Annotated in this window: 16 protein-coding genes and 1 pseudogene; 6 read left to right on the top strand and 11 right to left on the bottom strand. The window is 64.6% G+C overall.

Annotated elements, in window-relative coordinates; all coding sequences use genetic code 11:
- The 3 genes and pseudogenes from GH660_RS17935 to GH660_RS17530 form a co-directional block, all read left to right on the top strand.
- Window positions 1-125, top strand: a pseudogene (locus GH660_RS17935) (OmpA family protein); the annotation flags it as partial.
- Window positions 126-206: 81 nt separating this feature from the next.
- Window positions 207-905 carry a bifunctional 2-polyprenyl-6-hydroxyphenol methylase/3-demethylubiquinol 3-O-methyltransferase UbiG gene (ubiG, locus tag GH660_RS17535; RefSeq protein WP_153148058.1) on the top strand — a complete coding sequence of 233 codons (699 nt, stop codon included), beginning with the start codon at window positions 207-209 and terminating at the stop codon, window positions 903-905.
- The gene (locus tag GH660_RS17530; RefSeq protein ID WP_153148057.1) at window positions 898-1,566 is read left to right on the top strand and encodes an HAD family hydrolase; all 669 of its coding nucleotides are present in this window, start codon (window positions 898-900) and stop codon (window positions 1,564-1,566) included. The genes ubiG and GH660_RS17530 overlap by 8 nt, the downstream gene beginning before the upstream one ends.
- On the opposite strand, the gene GH660_RS17525 is transcribed toward GH660_RS17530, so the two are convergent.
- Both GH660_RS17525 and GH660_RS17520 read right to left on the bottom strand, forming a co-directional pair.
- Window positions 1,544-2,719 carry a methyltransferase gene (locus GH660_RS17525; RefSeq protein WP_228276549.1) on the bottom strand — a complete coding sequence of 392 codons (1,176 nt, stop codon included), beginning with the start codon at window positions 2,717-2,719 and terminating at the stop codon, window positions 1,544-1,546. The two genes, GH660_RS17530 and GH660_RS17525, sit on opposite strands and share 23 nt — an antisense overlap.
- On the bottom strand, window positions 2,716-4,863 hold the full coding sequence (locus GH660_RS17520) for an ABC transporter substrate-binding protein (protein ID WP_153148056.1): 2,148 nt from the start codon (window positions 4,861-4,863) through the stop codon (window positions 2,716-2,718). The genes GH660_RS17525 and GH660_RS17520 overlap by 4 nt, the downstream gene beginning before the upstream one ends.
- Before the next feature lie 79 nt (window positions 4,864-4,942).
- Between GH660_RS17520 and GH660_RS17515 the strand changes: the two genes are divergently transcribed.
- From GH660_RS17515 to GH660_RS17505, 3 genes are all read left to right on the top strand, one after another.
- Window positions 4,943-5,398, top strand: coding sequence for a peroxiredoxin (locus tag GH660_RS17515; RefSeq protein WP_153148055.1), 456 nt, complete (start codon window positions 4,943-4,945; stop codon window positions 5,396-5,398).
- A 33-nt stretch (window positions 5,399-5,431) separates the two neighbouring features.
- Window positions 5,432-6,856: a PhoH family protein gene (locus GH660_RS17510; RefSeq protein ID WP_153148054.1), complete on the top strand. Its 1,425-nt coding sequence runs from the start codon at window positions 5,432-5,434 to the stop codon at window positions 6,854-6,856.
- A gap of 83 nt (window positions 6,857-6,939) precedes the next feature.
- Window positions 6,940-8,202, top strand: coding sequence for a transglutaminase-like domain-containing protein (locus tag GH660_RS17505; RefSeq protein WP_153148053.1), 1,263 nt, complete (start codon window positions 6,940-6,942; stop codon window positions 8,200-8,202).
- Window positions 8,203-8,220: 18 nt separating this feature from the next.
- Here GH660_RS17505 and dnaB read toward each other — a convergent pair whose 3' ends face one another.
- From dnaB to GH660_RS17460, 9 genes are all read right to left on the bottom strand, one after another.
- A complete protein-coding gene (gene dnaB / locus GH660_RS17500; protein ID WP_153148052.1) occupies window positions 8,221-9,630 on the bottom strand; it encodes a replicative DNA helicase in 1,410 nt (469 codons plus the stop codon).
- A gap of 66 nt (window positions 9,631-9,696) precedes the next feature.
- Window positions 9,697-10,143, bottom strand: a complete 447-nt coding sequence (rplI, locus tag GH660_RS17495; protein ID WP_153148051.1) for a 50S ribosomal protein L9 — start codon at window positions 10,141-10,143, stop codon at window positions 9,697-9,699.
- Between the two features lie 15 nt (window positions 10,144-10,158).
- Entirely contained in the window at window positions 10,159-10,434 is a 276-nt protein-coding gene (gene rpsR / locus GH660_RS17490; protein ID WP_153148050.1) for a 30S ribosomal protein S18, read from the bottom strand.
- Window positions 10,406-10,726, bottom strand: a complete 321-nt coding sequence (priB, locus tag GH660_RS17485; protein WP_194266356.1) for a primosomal replication protein N — start codon at window positions 10,724-10,726, stop codon at window positions 10,406-10,408. Before priB ends, rpsR begins: the two co-directional genes overlap by 29 nt.
- Before the next feature lie 34 nt (window positions 10,727-10,760).
- Window positions 10,761-11,144 (bottom strand): 30S ribosomal protein S6, encoded by a 384-nt coding sequence (gene rpsF / locus GH660_RS17480; RefSeq protein ID WP_153148048.1) that lies wholly within the window; start codon window positions 11,142-11,144, stop codon window positions 10,761-10,763.
- 109 nt (window positions 11,145-11,253) lie between these two features.
- A complete protein-coding gene (locus tag GH660_RS17475) occupies window positions 11,254-13,035 on the bottom strand; it encodes an acyl-CoA dehydrogenase (protein WP_153148047.1) in 1,782 nt (593 codons plus the stop codon).
- Entirely contained in the window at window positions 13,032-14,618 is a 1,587-nt protein-coding gene (locus GH660_RS17470) for a FimV family protein (RefSeq protein WP_153148046.1), read from the bottom strand. Before GH660_RS17470 ends, GH660_RS17475 begins: the two co-directional genes overlap by 4 nt.
- A gap of 64 nt (window positions 14,619-14,682) precedes the next feature.
- The gene (locus GH660_RS17465; RefSeq protein WP_153148045.1) at window positions 14,683-15,348 is read right to left on the bottom strand and encodes an energy-coupling factor ABC transporter permease; all 666 of its coding nucleotides are present in this window, start codon (window positions 15,346-15,348) and stop codon (window positions 14,683-14,685) included.
- 9 nt (window positions 15,349-15,357) lie between these two features.
- Window positions 15,358-16,290, bottom strand: coding sequence for an electron transfer flavoprotein subunit alpha/FixB family protein (locus GH660_RS17460; protein WP_153148044.1), 933 nt, complete (start codon window positions 16,288-16,290; stop codon window positions 15,358-15,360).
- Window positions 16,291-16,354: the final 64 nt, after the last annotated feature.

The following is a 16,354-nucleotide window of genomic DNA, read 5'->3' as shown; positions in this document are numbered from 1 at the left end:
AAGGCAAGGGCAAGACCCAGCCGGTGACCGGCGACAAGTGCAAGGGCAATGCCAAGACCAAGGCCCTGATCGAGTGCCTGCAGCCGGATCGTCGTGCCGACATCGAAATCATCGGCACCAAGTAAGCTTCCGCGCTTCAATGAAAAGCCCTGCCTCGGCAGGGCTTTTTCTATTTCAACCTGCAACATAATTCTTCAGGCCACATCATGCTCAACGCCGACCCCGCCGAACTGGACAAGTTCGGCGAACTCGCCCACCGCTGGTGGGATCCGAACAGCGAGTTCAAGCCGCTGCACGACATCAATCCGCTGCGACTGGACTGGATCGACGACGCCGTCGGCCTGCGCGGCAAGCGCGTCCTCGATGTCGGCTGCGGCGGCGGCCTGCTGTCGGAAGGCATGGCGGTCCGTGGGGCCGAGGTCACCGGCATCGACCTCTCCGAGAAACCGCTCGGCGTTGCCCGGCTGCATCTGCTGGAAAGCGGGCAGCAGGTCGATTACCGCAAGGTCGCCGTGGAACAGCTGGCAGCTGAAATGCCCGGCAGTTTCGACATCGTGACCTGCCTCGAAATGCTCGAGCATGTGCCCGATCCGGCGAGCATCGTGGATTCCTGCGCGCGCCTCGTGAAGCCGGGCGGCCAGGTCTTTTTCTCGACCATCAACCGCAATCCGAAAGCCTATCTGTTCGCGGTCATCGGTGCCGAATACCTGCTGCAGATGCTGCCCAAGGGCACCCACGATTTCGCCAAGTTCATCAAGCCCTCCGAACTGACCCGCTGGTGCAAGCAGTCTGGCCTGGAGCCGGACGAACTGGTTGGCATGACCTACAACCCCCTGACCGGGCACTACGCGCTGGGGCGCGACACCGACGTCAATTACCTGGTACGCGCGACGCGCAATGTTTGAGGCGGTCCTGTTCGACCTCGACGGCACGCTGGCGGATACGGCCCCCGACCTCTGCGGCACCGTCAATATTTTGCTCGCCGAGGAAGGTCGACCGCAGCAGCCCTTCGCCAGGCTCCGCCCCCATACCTCCCAGGGGGTGCGCGGACTGCTCGGCAAGGGGTTCGGGATCGACAGTTCGCACACCGACTACGATCGGCTGGCCGCCCGCTTCCTTGAAATCTACGCCGGCCAGTTGTGCGAAATGTCCCGTCTCTTCGACGGCATCCCCGAACTACTCGACACGCTGGAGGCACGCGGCATCGCCTGGGGCATCGTCACCAACAAGCGGGCGCGCTACACCGATCCGCTGGTCGCCGCCCTCGGACTGACGCCGCGCACCCGTTGCGTGGTCAGCGGCGATACCACCGCCGAAGCCAAGCCGTCGCCGCTGCCCATCCTGCACGCCTGCAAAATCCTCCGCTGCGTCCCCCAACGCGCGCTTTATGTCGGCGACGACCGGCGCGACATCGTCGCCGGCCAGGCTGCCGGCACGCGGACCGCGGCGGTCTCCTACGGCTACCTCGGCGACGGCGGTCCGGTGCACACCTGGGGGGCCGATTTCATCGCCGACCATCCGGCCGCCCTCGCCGACTACCTGCTCAGTTCAGGCGCGCCGAGATGAGCAGGTTGCGCGGAGTCAGGCGACGTTCGCAAAAGCGGCCGAGATTGACCGCATAGCCATCGTTTTCCAGACGGACCGCCAGGTCGAGCGCCAGCCAGATTTCGAGCGGGCGACGGAAGGCCTGGCGGACGATGGACAGCCGCATCACTTCCCGCTGGCGTTGCCAGCCGCGCCGCTCCAGTTCCCCCATCTGCCGGACTCCGGGCAGCGCAAGCCGCTCGCGCTGCGCCATCAGCGCCATGAAATCGGTGAAACTGCCGCGCATCCAAGCTGCTGGCACCGGCTTGAAGCTGCGGTATTCGTCCGTTTCATCCACCGCGCGCCGCCAGGCGTCGAAGCCCAGCTTCCAGGCCATTTCGCGATCCCGCTGGCGCAGGCGCCGTGGCGCCGCGGTGACCGACTCGGTGACCGCGAGCCGGGCGTCGTCCGCTGTCACGCGCGTCCGCAACGCGCCCGACAACGGCTGATAATCGCCGGACAGCCCGCGGTAGTAGCAACAGGGCGCCACGTCGAGAGCGACCATACCGCTGCCGGCAGCCCGCCCGACCAGCGAGCGATGCAGGTGGCCGCAGGCGTGCAGCGCCACCGCGTGGCCGCCCGCCGCCAGCGGCAGTTCCGGCTGCAGCACGTCGGCCGCAACGAAATCCTGTTCGACCCCGGCGCGCCGGGCCAGATGCATGCCATCGGCACACAGTGCACGATCGATCTCCAGCGTCGTCACGCCCACCAGCCAGTAGCGTGCAAGCAGGCGTCCGAGGTGGCCCTTGCCGCCGCACCAGTCTACGACCTGCCGGCCGCTGCGGGCGGCGCTGGCGGCGAAGGTCTCGATCTGCGCCCGCTTGCGGCCGGGAATTTCCCACGCCCAGAACGGGCCGAGATCCGGCAGCGACTGCACGGCGCAGTCGGCAACGCGCGCAAGCTCGGGCAGCGCGGCGAGATCGCCGATATGGCGGGCGACAAAGTTCGCCGCTGCTTCGCCATCGTCGGCAAGGTGCACTTGCTCGGCATCGTCGAGAGCGAGGAGTTCGGCGGTCAGCGCCGGCCAATCCATGCACCAGTCCGGGCGGATCTCGCGGAAGGGCTGGGCATGCCAGAGCGGCCGGAAGGCCGCCAGCACGGCATCCAGCGCCCGCTGGCGCGGCGCCAGACTCACCTGACCGCGGCCCGCCGCTCGCGGCGCCGGTAGCCGACGAAGGCCGGAACGAGCGCCAGCACGAAGACCGCCAGGCCCAGCCCGAGCGGCCACAGCACCGGCCGGTTCCACTCGCGGCGGGCATTGGCGCGGTCGACCGCGTCGATGCGCTGATATTTCAGGATGTTGTTGCCGACATCGTTGGGTTTCCGGTTCTTCAGCCAACGATGGCCAAGGGTGTAGCTTTTGGGGTGCAACCCGAAGTTCCACGGCGCGTCATGGTGCAGGATGCCGTTCATCCGGCGGACGATCTGCAGGCGTTCCGGCGTGTTGTCCATGTTCTTCATCTGCGCGAACAGGCGGTCGAATTCGGGATTGGCGTAATTGGAGGCGTTCTCGCCGCCGCGGGCTACCTTGCTTTCGTTGCCGTCGAGCAGGAAGAAGAAGTTCTCCGGGTCCGGGTAGTCGGCGTTCCAGCCGAGGTAATAGAGCTGGACATTGCCCTTGCGCAGCTTGTCCTGGAAGCGGTTGAAATCGGTCGAACGAATCACCAGTTGCACGTCGATCTTGGCGAACTGCCGGGTCAGCCAGTCGAGCCGCGATTTTTCGCCCATGCCGCCGCCGGTGGTATCGAGATTGACGACCAGCGGCTCGCCGGTCTTCTCGTCGCGCCCGTTCGGATAGCCCGCCTCGATCATCAAACGTTTCGCCACCTCGACCGGCTTGCGCCGCGGCTGGCCATCGACCCAGTCGTAGACCACGGAATTGAGCCCCGCCTCGCCGCCCTCGTAACCGAAAATCCCTGGCGGCAGCGGGCTCTGGGCGGCGATGCCGCGGCCGTTCTGGAAGATCGAGATGTACTCCTCCTGATCGACGGCGATCGAAATCGCCTGGCGGAGCCGGGTGGCCCGCTCGCTCAGCCCGCCGACCACCGGGTCGAGCATGTTGAAGCCCATGTAGAAGGTCGACGTCTTGACCGAGGTCAGCAGGCGGATGCCCTTCTCGCGCATTTCGTCGGTCAGCGTCACGTCGCCGCCGACATTGACGCGCACCGCCTGGTCGAAACTGTCGGACGAGATTCCCGAGGCGTCGTAATAGCCCTGCAGGAATTTGTTCCAGTAGGGAATCGCCTCCTTCTCACGGGTAAAGACCGCCTGCTCGACGAGGGGCAGCGGCTTGCCGCAGTCGTCGAGCAGTCCGGCCTCGCGGTCGCCCGCCTCGCCTTCGCAGGGATAGGTCTGGCGACCGCCGAAATTGGGGTTGCGCGAGAGCACCATGCGGCGGTTCGGATCGTTCTCGCTCAGCATGAACGCGCCGGTGCCGACCGGCCACCAGTCGAGCGTCAGGTTCTTGGCCGCCATGCCCGGCTGGGCGTAGAAGCGATCCACCTCGCGCGGCACCGGGGCGAAGAACGGCATCGCCAGCCAGAACAGGAACTGTGGATACTTGCCCTTGATGCGGATGCGCCAGGTGTGGGCATCGACCTTTTCGACCCCTGCCAACGGATAGGCGTCAAGATCCAGCCAACCATCCGCCGGCACCTCGCGCACCGCGCTCTGCAAGGCTTCGCCGAGTTCCTTGAGCCCGACGATCTTGTCCGCCATCATGCCGAAAATTGGCGAATGCAGGCGCGGGTGGGCGAGCCGCTTCATCTGGTAGATATAGTCGTCGGCCGTCAGTTCGCGCGTGCCGGTGTGTGGGAAATCGGCAATCTTCTGCCGCCCGTCAGCCACGTTTTTGCCTAGGTACAACGGTTGACCGCGCTCGTCCAGCGCGAAGGCAGGATGCGGCTGATAGCGGATCCCGGGCTGCAGATGCAGCTCATAGACGCTCTCGGCAATCGAGTCGAGCGGCGCGTCGGCCGCGAGTTCGCGGCCTTGGGTATCGAGGAAGCGTGGCTGCGGCACCTGCTCCAGGGTGGCGGGAATCAGCGTATACGGCCGCTTCAGGTAGTGATACTGCAGCGGCGGCTCGTAGATCTGGCCGGTGAAGGTGATTTCATCCTCGGTATAGGACTGCGCCGGGTCGAGATGCTTGGGGCGGTCGGTGAAGGCGGCGTAGAGAACGTTGTGTTCGGCATCGGCCGCCGGGTAGGGATCGTTCCATGCCTGGCCGCAACCGGCGAGCAGGACGACGAGCGCGAATCGGATCAGGGTTTTCCGCATGGGGTGAAGTGTAACAACTTGACCGCATCCCTGCCCATTGCCCACAATGCCCGAAAACCAGCGACAGGAAGGCAACCCCATGCTCGACACGAAAATCCCCGAGTTCACGCTGCCGGCCACCGGCGGCCAGCAATTCTCCCTGGCGGCGCAGTCCGGCAAGGTCGTCGTCATCTATTTCTACCCCAAGGACAGCACGCCCGGCTGCACCACCGAGGCGCAGCAGTTCCGCGACCTTTTTGACCGCTTCGCTGCGGTCGACGCCGTAATTCTCGGCATTTCCAGGGACAGCGTGAAATCGCACGAAAACTTCAAAGCCAAGCAGGCGCTGCCTTTCGAACTCGGCTCGGATGCCGACGAAGCCGTCTGCAGCCTGTTCTCGGTCATGAAAATGAAAAACATGTATGGGAAACAGGTCCGCGGCATCGAACGCAGCACCTTCGTCATCGACCGCAACGGCGTCCTGCGCCGCGAGTGGCGCGGGGTCAAGGTACCGGGCCATGCCCAGGAAGTCCTGGATTTCGTCGCCACCCTGTAATTTCTTCCCCAAACCCAGCCAAAGGCCCATTTCATGCCGCGCAAGCCCGCAGCCGCCAAGAAGCCCGCCGTTACCAAGATTTTCGTCCTCGACACCAACGTGCTGATGCACGACCCGAGCTGCCTGTTCCGCTTCGAGGAGCACGACATCTTCCTGCCGATCATGACGCTGGAAGAACTCGACAACAACAAGAAGGGCATGTCGGAAATCGCCCGCAACGCCCGCCAGGCGTCGCGCATGCTGGACGAGATGCTGGCGCACGACGGCGTCGATATCGACGAGGGCATCGATCTCTACGGCCCTTCGGCCAAACTGGCGAGCGGCCGCCTCTACCTGCAGACCGAGGCGATCAGCGGCGAACTGCCGCAAGGGCTGCCGACGTCCAAAGTGGATAACCAGATCCTGTCGGTGGTCATCCACCTGCAGAAAAAATTTCCCAAGCGCCCGGTCATCCTGGTGTCGAAAGACATCAACATGCGCATCAAGTCGCGCGCCCTCAACCTGCTGGCCGAGGACTACTTCAACGACAAGGTGCTGGAGGATACCGACATCCTGTACACCGGCACCCGCGCCCTGCCCGACAATTTCTGGGAAAAGCACGGCAAGGGCATGGAGTCGTGGAAGAAGGAAAGCAAGACCTACTACAAGGTCACCGGGCCGCTCTGCCCTCAGATGCTGGTCAACGAGTTCGTCTGGCTGGAGGGCGACGGCTTCTCCGCCATCGTCAGGGAAGCCTCCGGCAAGACCGCCGTCCTGGAAACCCTGATCGACTACACGCACCCGAAAAACGCCGTCTGGGGCATTACCGCCCGCAACCGCGAACAAAACTTCGCGCTGAACCTGCTGATGAACCCGGAAATCGACTTCGTCACCCTGCTCGGCCAGGCCGGGACGGGCAAGACGCTGCTGACGCTGGCGGCGGGGCTGACCCAGGTGCTCGAAAGCAAGCTGTTCGCCGAAATCATCATGACGCGCGTGACGGTACCGGTCGGCGAGGACATCGGCTTCCTGCCCGGCACCGAGGAGGAGAAGATGGCGCCGTGGATGGGCGCACTCGAGGACAACCTCGACGTCCTGACCCACATCGACGAAGGCAGCGGTCCCTACGGCGGCGAGTGGGGCAAGGCGGCCACCCACGACATCATCCGTTCGCGGATCAAGGTCAAGTCCCTCAATTTCATGCGCGGCCGCACCTTCCTGAAGAAATACCTGATCATAGACGAAGCCCAGAACCTGACGCCAAAGCAGATGAAGACGCTGGTCACGCGCGCCGGCCCGGGCACCAAGGTGGTCTGCCTCGGCAACATCGCGCAGATCGACACCCCCTACCTGACCGAAGGCAGTTCCGGCCTGACCTACGTCGTCGACCGCTTCAAGGGCTGGCCGCATTCCGGTCACATTACGTTACAACGCGGCGAGCGCTCCCGCTTGGCCGACCATGCAGCCGAAGTGTTATAATTCATTTTAACAATTAAAGGGGCCGTGTCAGCGCGACACGGCCTTTTCGTTTCAGCCACGGGCTGTCTCCGCCGGAGGAACCATTGAAACGCCGAGATTTTCTAGCTTCTGCCGCCGCCCTTTCCCTGTTTTCCGCCGAAGCCCTGGCCGCCAAGAAAAAGACGGAAGCCAAGCCAACATCGAAGCCGGCCGCCAAGCCCGCATCCAGCAAGCCGTCGACCGGCCGCAGAAACGCCAAGCCAACGGCCTCGGCGGCGACGCAATCGCATGGGACGGTCACGCACACCGCCGAAGACCCAATCATCGAGAAACCGCCGCAAGGCACTTCCGCCACCCGCCTGCCGCCGGTCAAGGCCCCCGAACCACCGGCAGACTGGCGCACCCACGAGATCGTCACCACCGTCAAGCTGAAAGACGTCGGCGGCCAGACGCGTCTGTGGCTCCCGCTGCCTCTCAACCAGGACACCCTCTTCCAGCGCACGCTCGGCCATAGCTGGAACGGCAATCCCGAGTTGTCGAGCATGCGTCGCCTGCCCGATGGCGATCTCGAGGTATTCCATTCGGAGTGGTCCGACGGCAGCAACGGCAAGCTCCAGATCAAGACGCTGGTGACCACGGCCGATCGCCACTTCGACGTCGCCAAACGTACCGTGGCGCCGGAACGCGAAGACATTCTCCGCCGCAACCTGCAGGCCTCGCAGCTGCTTCCCAACGACGGCCTGGCCCATCAACTGGGCGAGCGGATCGTCGGCCGGATCAAGGATCCGGTCGCCCAGGGGAAAGCCATTTACGATTGGGTGGCCGAGAATGCAGTGTACGATCCGTCGCTGGCCGGCTGCGGCACCGGGGATGTGCGCCAGCAGCTGATCCGCGGCCAGTATGGCGGCCGCTCGGCCGACATCAACGGCCTCTTCGTGGCGATCTGCCGCGCCATCGGCATCCCGGCGCGCTGCGTCTTCGGGCTGCGCGTCGGTCCGTCGCGTCTTTTCCGCAGCCTGGGCCTGATCAGCGACGATGCGACACGGGCGCAGCATGTCCGGGCGGAATTCTACGTTCCGGGTTTCGGCTGGATTCCCGTCGACCCCAGCGATGTCCGGCGCGCGATCGCCATGGAAGGGCTGTCCGACCGGGACAGCAAGCTGCTCTCCCTGAAGAAGGTTCTGTTCGGCGTCTGGGAGATGAACTGGATCGCCTTCAACGTCGGCACCGACGTCGCCCTGCCTGGCCGCCAAAGCGCCTTGCCGTTCCTGCTGCTGCCGCAGCTGGAATCGCGCGAAGGCAAGCGGGACGGCACCAACCCGGCAAGCTTCGAATTCACCATCAGTTCCCGCCGCGTCGAACTGTAGCCGGCGCCCCGGCGGCGATCAGTAGTCGGATCGCCCGCCAGCACCGCCCCCGGCGAGGCTTTCGAAGCGGGTATATTCGCCGAGGAATGCCAGCCTGACGGTACCCGTCGGGCCGTTACGCTGCTTGCCGATGATGACCTCGGCGACGCCCTTGTCCGGCGTATCCGGCTTGTAATACTCCTCGCGGTACATCATCAGGATCACGTCGGCGTCCTGCTCGATAGCGCCGGATTCGCGCAGGTCCGACATCATCGGCCGCTTGTCGTTGCGCTCTTCCACTTTCCGTGACAGCTGCGACAAGGCGACGATCGGCACCTGCAGTTCCTTGGCCAGCGACTTGATCGAGCGCGAAATCTCCGACACTTCCGTCGCCCGGTTCTCCCCCTGCCGGTTGCCGCTCATCAGCTGGATATAATCGATCACCAGCAGGCCGAGCTTGCCGCCGTACTGGCGTGCCAGACGCCGGGCGCGGGCGCGCAGGTTGGCTGGCGAAAGGCCACCGGTCTCGTCGATGTAGATCGGCGCCTCGTGCAGTTTGCCGAGCGCGAACGACAGTCGCGACCACTCGTCGTCGTTGAGGCGGCCGGTACGCACCCGGTGCGAGTCGAGCCGACCGATCGACGCCAGCATCCGCATCGCCAACTGCGTGCCGCCCATTTCCATCGAAAAGACGCCGACCGGCAGGCCGGCGTCCACCGCGACGTTCTCGGCGATGTTCAGCGCGAACGCGGTCTTACCCATCGACGGGCGGCCGGCAACGATGATCAGGTCGCCCGGCTGGAAGCCGGAGGTCTTCTGGTCGAGATCGACGAAGCCCGTCGGCACGCCGGTGATGTCGGAGGGATTGTCGCGGTCGTGCAGTTCCTGTATCCGCTCGACGACCTGCGTCAGCAGCGGATTGATGTGGACGAAGCCCTCGTTGTGGCCAGCGCCCGCTTCGGCGATCTTGAATATCTTCGACTCGGCTTCGTCGAGCAGCGTCTCGGCGTCACGACCGAGCGGATTGAGCGCATCGGCCGCAATTTCGTCGGCCGTCGCCACGAGCTGGCGCAACACCGCCCGCTCGCGCACGATCTCGGCATAGCGCCGGATGTTGGCCGACGACGGGGTATTGGCCGCCAGTTCGCCGAGGTAGGCCAGGCCGCCGGTCTGGTCGCCCTCCCCGGCCGCATCCAGCGCCTCGGCCACGGTGACGACGTCGGCCGGCTTGGCGCGTTCCAGCAGGTTGCGAATCTGGCGGAAAATGCGCCGATGTTCGTCGCGGTAGAAGTCGTTGTCGGTGACCAGGTCGCCCATACGGTCCCACGACTGGTTGTCGAGCATCAGACCGCCGAGGATTGACTGCTCGGCTTCGATCGAATGCGGCGGAACCCGCAATTGGTCGAGGGTGGAATCGGCGATGCGGGGCTTCTGTGGGCGCTGGTTCATGGGGCCAAGTTTAAAGTAAAAAGGCCCCGCAACTGCGAGGCCTTCTGGCGTGGGGCTGGACCGGAATTACTCGGCGACGACAGCCACGGTGATGCTGGCCAGCACGTCGGTGTGCAGCGCCACGTCGAGCGGAAACTCGCCGATCGCCTTGAGCGGGCCTTCCGGCATGCGGATGGATGCCTTGTCGACATCGAAGCCTGCAGCCTTCAGCGCCTCGGCGATGTCGGCGTTGCCGACCGAGCCGAACAGACGACCGTCCATGCCGGCCTTGCGGGCGACGGAAACGGACAGACCGGCCATCTTGTCGGCAACGCCTTGGGCGGCGGCCAGCTTCTCGGCGGCAACCTTTTCGAGTTCGACGCGACGCGCCTCGAATTCAGCCATGGCAGCCGGCGTGGCACGCTTGGCCATGCGCTTCGGGATCAGGAAGTTGCGGGCGTAGCCGTCCTTGACCTTGACGATATCGCCGAGGTTGCCGAGGTTGACCACCTTTTCGAGCAGAATGATTTGCATGTTTCGTCTCCTCGCTTACTGATGGTTGTCGGTGTAGGGCAGCAGGGCCAGGAAGCGGGCGCGCTTGATGGCGGTGCCCAGCTGGCGCTGGTAGCCGGCCTTGGTGCCGGTCAGACGGGCCGGCATGATCTTGGCGTTTTCCTGGATGAATTCCTTCAGGACATCCACGTCCTTGTAGTCGATCTGTTCGACCTTTTCCGCCGTGAAGCGGCAGAACTTGCGGCGCTTGAAGAGACCACCGCCACGCTTCTTTTTCTTGTCGTCATCCTTCTTCTTGAAGAATCGAGCCATTTTCGTTTCCTTCCAAAAATTCTATTGAATTCACGTGCAGTACGGGCATCTTGCTGTTGTGGCCTTTGGCAGCCAGAAATCCCGTCGCTTTGACGACCCCGCCGAGGGGGGCTGCCTGCAGCCAGCGGGCGGGTTCGCCCAGGGCCAGTACAGCGATTTCCACTTCCACCAGGCGCTCTGCACCGCCTTCAATCTGTGTCGAGCCGTGTTGCAAGCGCCCTTCACTGACCGGTACGCCGGCCGGGGTGTAGCGCAACACCTTGCGCTCGACCAATCGACCGGAGAGTTCGATGCAGTTCAGCCGTCAGTTCCCGTACGAATATGTATTAGGCAGCAGCGGCCGGTTCGGCCGGCGCGGCAGTGACGTCACCACCCATCAGGGACTTGGACTTCTCTTCCTTCATCATCGGCGAGGGAGTCGTCACGGCCGCCTTCATCTTGACGGTGAGGTGACGCAACACGGCGTCGTTGAACTTGAACGAGTGCTCGAGTTCGTTCAGCGTTTCGCCGTCGCACTCGATGTTCATCATGACGTAGTGAGCCTTGTGGATCTTCTGGATCGGGTAGGCCAGCTGGCGGCGACCCCAGTCTTCCAGGCGATGAATCGCACCGCCCTTGGCGGTGACGATGGTGCGATAGCGCTCGACCATGCCGGGCACCTGCTCGCTTTGGTCCGGATGGACGATAAAGACGATTTCGTAATGGCGCATGCAAACTCCTTTTGGGATATACCCCCCGCCATGCGTTCGCGGTGGGGCAAGGTGGAAAAGCCCGCGATTATAACAACAATCGCGGGCTTGCGGTAAAAACGGGAGCTATTCAGAAACTTTCGTCGGCCATTTCCAGGGCGCCCGCCGCACCATTGACGACGGACTCGGCGAGGCCGGGGGCCTGAGTCAGGAAATGATCGGCGAAGAAACGCGCTGTCGCCAGTTTGGCCGACCAGAAGGGATCGGCATCCCCGGCAGCGATCCTGTCCCTGGCGATCACCGCCGCCCGGCCCATCTGCCAGCCGCCGGCGACAATGCCGAGCAGATGGAGGAAGGGCACGGCCCCGGCATGCGCCGCCTTGGGATCGCCGGCGAAATTGGCGACGATCCAGGAAACCGCCCTTTCCAGGGCGTCGACCGCAACCGACTGGCGCGCGCCGAGCCCGGCGAGGTCGCCGTCGAGCTGCGCCGTGGCAGCGCGCACGTCGGCGATGACGGCGAGGATGGTGGCCCCCTTCTCGCGGGCGATCTTGCGGCCGATCAGATCGTTGGCCTGGATCGCCGTCGTGCCTTCGTAAATGGTGGTGATGCGGGCATCGCGGAGGTGCTGGGCGGCGCCGGTTTCCTCAATGAAGCCCATGCCGCCATGCACCTGGACACCGAGGGAGGCGATATCGACGGCGCTCTCGGTACTCCAGCCCTTGACCACCGGGATCATCAGGTCGGCAAAGGCCTGGCCTTTCCGGCGTTCGGTTTCAACCGGGTTGGCGTGGGCGTTGTCCTGCGCCGCAGCGGTGACATAGGCGAGCGCCCGCATGGCTTCGATGCGGGCGCGCATCGACATCAGCATGCGGCGCACGTCGGGATGCTTGATGATCGGCACCTTCGGCCCGCCACGGACGCCGACCTCGGTACCCTGTACGCGTTCCCTCGCATAGGTCACGGCGCGCTGGTAGGCGCGTTCGGCGTCACCGAGTCCTTCGAGCCCGACGTTGAAACGGGCCGCGTTCATCATGATGAACATGTATTCGAGGCCGCGATTCTCCTCGCCGACCAGCGTACCGATCGCCCCGCCATGGTCGCCGAAGGCCAGCACCGCGGTCGGGCTGCCGTGGATGCCCAGCTTGTGTTCGATCGAAACGCAATATGCATCGTTGCGTTCGCCCGGCGTCCCGTCGGCCTTGAGCAGGAACTTGGGCACGACGAACAGCGAGATGCCCTTGACGCCTTCCGGCGCATTCGGCGTGCGCGCCAGCACGAGGTGGACGATGTTGTCCGTCATGTCGTGCTCGCCGTAGGTGATGAAGATCTTCTGGCCAAAAATCCGGAAGGTGCCATCGCCAACCGGCTCGGCACGGGTGCGCACAGCGGCGAGGTCGGACCCGGCGGAGGGCTCGGTCAGGTTCATCGTGCCAGTCCACTCGCCGGAAACCAGCTTGGGCAGATAGGCCGCCTTCTGTTCGTCGGTACCGGCGATCATCAGCGCCTCAATGGCGCCCTGGGTCAACATCGGGCACAGCGAGAAGGCATGGTTGGCGGCCTTCCACATTTCGCTGACCGCAGTCGACAGCAGGCGGGGCAGCCCCTGGCCGCCGAATTCCGGATCGCAGCCGAGTCCGTTCCAGCCGTTGTCGACGAACTGGCGATAGGCTTCCTTGAAACCGGGCGACGTGCTGACGACCGTGTCCTGCCACTTGGCGCCATTCGTATCGCCCACGCGATTCAGGGGCGAAAGGACCTCGCCGGCAAACCTGGCGGCCTCCTCCAGAATGGCGTCGACCACGTCCGGCGACGCCTCTTCGCAACCCGGCAGGGAAACCACCTGGTCGAGTCCGGCCAGTTCCTGCATGACAAACCGCATGTCCCGCAACGGGGCAATATATTCGCTCATGATGCTTTCGCGTCGCTTTCCATCTTGATTGAAACTTCCTTCAACTCGATCAGGAACAGGATGTCGCTCACCACCGCGAGCGAGAAGCCGAGGCGCGTCCCGCCACGGTTGTCGCGCAGCAACTGGTTGAGGTAGTCGACGACCTCGGCCGACGGCCAGCGCATGACCACCTGCTCGGTGATCGCCGGCATGCCCTCGATGCCCTCGATCCTGACCACCTCGCGCTGCCGGCCCGCTTCGGCATCGAGTACGACATCGACCGTCCCGTGGCTCGCGGATTCGTCAAGTTGTTCCCACTTCTGAACCTCCACGTTGAAGTTCCGGTTCAGTTCGCGGGCCACCTTCTCGAATTCGTGGCGCATGCCGGCCATGCGATAGACATCCATCAGCCTGATCCAGGGCTTGAGCGCCTCCTGCGGGTTGGCGTCGATGTATTCCTGCAATGCCTGGGCGGCACCTTTCACCCGGCCGAACGAGAGCATGATTTCTGCCAGCTCCATTACCGGATTGGCCTCGAAATGCTCGTCGACCGTAGCAGCCGAGATCGACATCACCGAATCATGATGCGACTGCGGCCGCGCCGCTTCAACCGCCGGAGTTGCAGGCACTGCGGCGACGTCAAGCTTCATCGGCATCGTCATCGCCACCGGGTCGACCTGCAGATCGACGCCGCCGCGCTCCGCGCGTTCCCCGCGGCGCGGCGGGTCCACCTCGTAATCCTGTTCTTCGGCCTCGGCGAACTCCTGGCGTTGCCGGTAGGCACGCCAACCCAGCCAGGCGGCGATCGCCACCAATGCCCCGACCAAGGCGCCGTAGAGGCTCCAGTTCGTGCTCTCGCCACCCTTCTCGGCGACCGGCGTCCTGACCGGCTGATCCACAGCCACCGGCGGCGGCGCCGACGGGGCTGCGAATTGTCCGGCAGCCGGACTGCTGGCTGCCTCATCAAGTTTCTGCGTCAATTGATCCGCCCGCTGCTGGAGTTCGTTGACCGTCGCCTCCATGCTTTTGAGTTTTTCCGCGGCTGCGCGATCGGCCGCCGACGGCTCCGCCACGGCTGGCGCCTTGGCCGGTTCCGGCGACTTGACGCTCGCCGGCGCCGAACCCGCCGTCACGAGCGCTGCCGCAGGCGGCGGGGCCGCGCGAACCGGCCGGCTGCTGCGCTCGCGCGACAACGACGGTTCCGTCACGGTACGAGGCGGACTGGCCGGCTCCATGGTCATCAGCGCACGGCCGCTGGGCGGCGAAGCCAGGATCACGTATTCGCGCACGACATCGTGGCCGCAGGCGACGTGAACCGCAACCGCCAGCGCCGGATCGTTGAGTGGCGTCTCCGCGACGATTTCGAGAACCGGCGGCGTCCCTTTGCGAACCTTGAAGGTCGCGCGCTTCAACCAGGGAAGACCATCGTCGCCGGTCGGCTGTTTCAGGCGAAAGCAGGCGGGATCGAGCGCTCCGCCGGCCGCGCCGAGGATATCGACCTCGAACCGCGGTTTGTCACCGAGCGCGGGCCTCCCCCTCAACTCCCCCAGGCCAATCGCCAGCGCCTCGCCCGACAGGGCAATCAACGCGGCGATCAAGGACAAGCGAAATGCGAAATGACTCACCAACTGGCACCCCATTGACATGATTTTGGCAGGATTGTAGCCCTTATTTATTGGCGAGATAACTGGCATCGTCAAAAGTGCACACCCAGTGCGGCCGGTAGATCACGAACAGGGTCATCAGCATGCCGGACAGCCATGCCTCGGAGAAACCGAGCAAGAGGAAATAAGGCAGATATTCCGTTGCCAGATAGTCCCATTCGTATGCGCCAGCCACAACCAGCAGCAGCGCGGCGACAAAACCGACGCCGATGACGGTCAGCGCCGCCGCGAAAAATCCATTGACGAAGACATAGATGAAAAAATGGCGCGGCAGGAAGCGCACGACCAGGCGATACAGCGTCTGGCTCAACAGGACGCCGACGCCGGCCATCAGGAGCGCGTTGATCGCGTAGGCGAACAGGCCGACACCGCCATTCAGGCTGGTGGCGAGAAGCACCAGCGACAGCCCGACGAAAGCGAGGTACGGACCGAAACTAAGGGTAAAGACTGTCGCCCCGAGCAGGTGCATCGACAGGCCCGGCTTGACCCCCGCCTGCAGGCTCCAGACCAGGGTCAGCAACACGATCATCCCGAGCCAGACGTTGAGCTGCCCCGAATCCCCCAGCCTGCCCCACGGCGCCTTGAAAAGACTGCGGGCGAAGAGTGGCGCCCAGACGACCCACGCCGCCCAGTACCACCCGTCGCCCAGCAGTGTATCCGGCAGATTCACATGGCTATTCTAGCCGACGGCGCTCACCAGTTGCGGCACGGTTTCAAAGAGGTCGGCGACGAGCCCATAGTCGGCGACCTGGAAGATCGGGGCGTCGGGATCCTTGTTGATGGCGACGATCACCTTCGAGTCCTTCATCCCGGCCAGGTGCTGGATCGCCCCCGAGATGCCGATCGCCAGGTAGAGCTGCGGCGCGACGATCTTGCCGGTCTGCCCGACCTGGTAGTCGTTCGGGACGAAGCCGGCATCGACCGCGGCTCTTGATGCGCCGAGCGCGGCGCCGAGCTTGTCGGCGAGCGGTTCGAGCAACTGGTGGTAGTTCTCGCCGCTGCCCAGGCCACGGCCGCCGGAGACGATGATCTTGGCGGCGCCGAGTTCGGGACGCGCCGACTTGGTCAGCTCGCGGTTGGTCAGGGTGGTCTGGGCCGTGTCATTTGCTGCGGCGATGGCTTCGACGGCGGCACTGTTGCCGGTGTCGACCGCATCGAAGGCGGTGGTGCGCACGGTGATGACCTTGACCGTGTCGGCGCTTTTCACCGTGGCCAGGGCGTTGCCGGCGTAGATCGGGCGGACGAAGGTGTCGGGGCTGTCGACGCCGGTGATTTCGGAGATCTGGGCGACGTCGAGCAGGGCGGCGACCCGGGGCAGCAGGTTCTTGCCGAAGGTGGTGGCCGGGGCGAGGATGTGGCTGTAGCCGGCGGCCTGGGCGATGACGAGGGCGGTGAGGTTCTCGGCGGTCTGGTCCTGGTAGTGGGCGGCGTCGGCGACCTTGACCTGGGCGACGCCCTGCAGGCCGGCGGCCTGTTGGGCGGCGGCCTGGCAGTTGGCGCCGGCGACGAGGACGTGGATGTCGCCGCCGATCTTCGTGGCGGCGGCGACGGTGTTGAGGGTGGCGGCCTTGAGGCTGACGTGGTCGTGTTCGGCAATGACGAGAATGGTCATGGTGTTTCCCCTTAGATCACTTTCGCTTCATTGCGAAGCTTGTTGACGAGTTCGGCGACGTCGG

The sequence above is a fragment of the Dechloromonas sp. H13 genome (assembly GCF_009469615.1).
Classification (GTDB): domain Bacteria; phylum Pseudomonadota; class Gammaproteobacteria; order Burkholderiales; family Rhodocyclaceae; genus Azonexus.
Note: the sequence above shows the minus strand (reverse complement) of the source record. Positions and strands in the feature narration are given on the sequence as shown.

Excerpts from the sequence above, each read along its gene's own strand:
- ubiG (WP_153148058.1), top strand. The coding sequence starts at position 207 with ATGCTCAACGCCGACCCCGCCGAACTGGACAAGTTCGGCGAACTCGCC.
- GH660_RS17530 (WP_153148057.1), top strand. The coding sequence starts at position 898 with ATGTTTGAGGCGGTCCTGTTCGACCTCGACGGCACGCTGGCGGATACG.
- GH660_RS17520 (WP_153148056.1), bottom strand. The coding sequence starts at position 4,863 with ATGCGGAAAACCCTGATCCGATTCGCGCTCGTCGTCCTGCTCGCCGGT.
- GH660_RS17515 (WP_153148055.1), top strand. The coding sequence starts at position 4,943 with ATGCTCGACACGAAAATCCCCGAGTTCACGCTGCCGGCCACCGGCGGC.
- GH660_RS17510 (WP_153148054.1), top strand. The coding sequence starts at position 5,432 with ATGCCGCGCAAGCCCGCAGCCGCCAAGAAGCCCGCCGTTACCAAGATT.
- dnaB (WP_153148052.1), bottom strand. The coding sequence starts at position 9,630 with ATGAACCAGCGCCCACAGAAGCCCCGCATCGCCGATTCCACCCTCGAC.
- rplI (WP_153148051.1), bottom strand. The coding sequence starts at position 10,143 with ATGCAAATCATTCTGCTCGAAAAGGTGGTCAACCTCGGCAACCTCGGC.
- rpsR (WP_153148050.1), bottom strand. The coding sequence starts at position 10,434 with ATGGCTCGATTCTTCAAGAAGAAGGATGACGACAAGAAAAAGAAGCGT.
- rpsF (WP_153148048.1), bottom strand. The coding sequence starts at position 11,144 with ATGCGCCATTACGAAATCGTCTTTATCGTCCATCCGGACCAAAGCGAG.
- GH660_RS17475 (WP_153148047.1), bottom strand. The coding sequence starts at position 13,035 with ATGAGCGAATATATTGCCCCGTTGCGGGACATGCGGTTTGTCATGCAG.
- GH660_RS17460 (WP_153148044.1), bottom strand. The coding sequence starts at position 16,290 with ATGACCATTCTCGTCATTGCCGAACACGACCACGTCAGCCTCAAGGCC.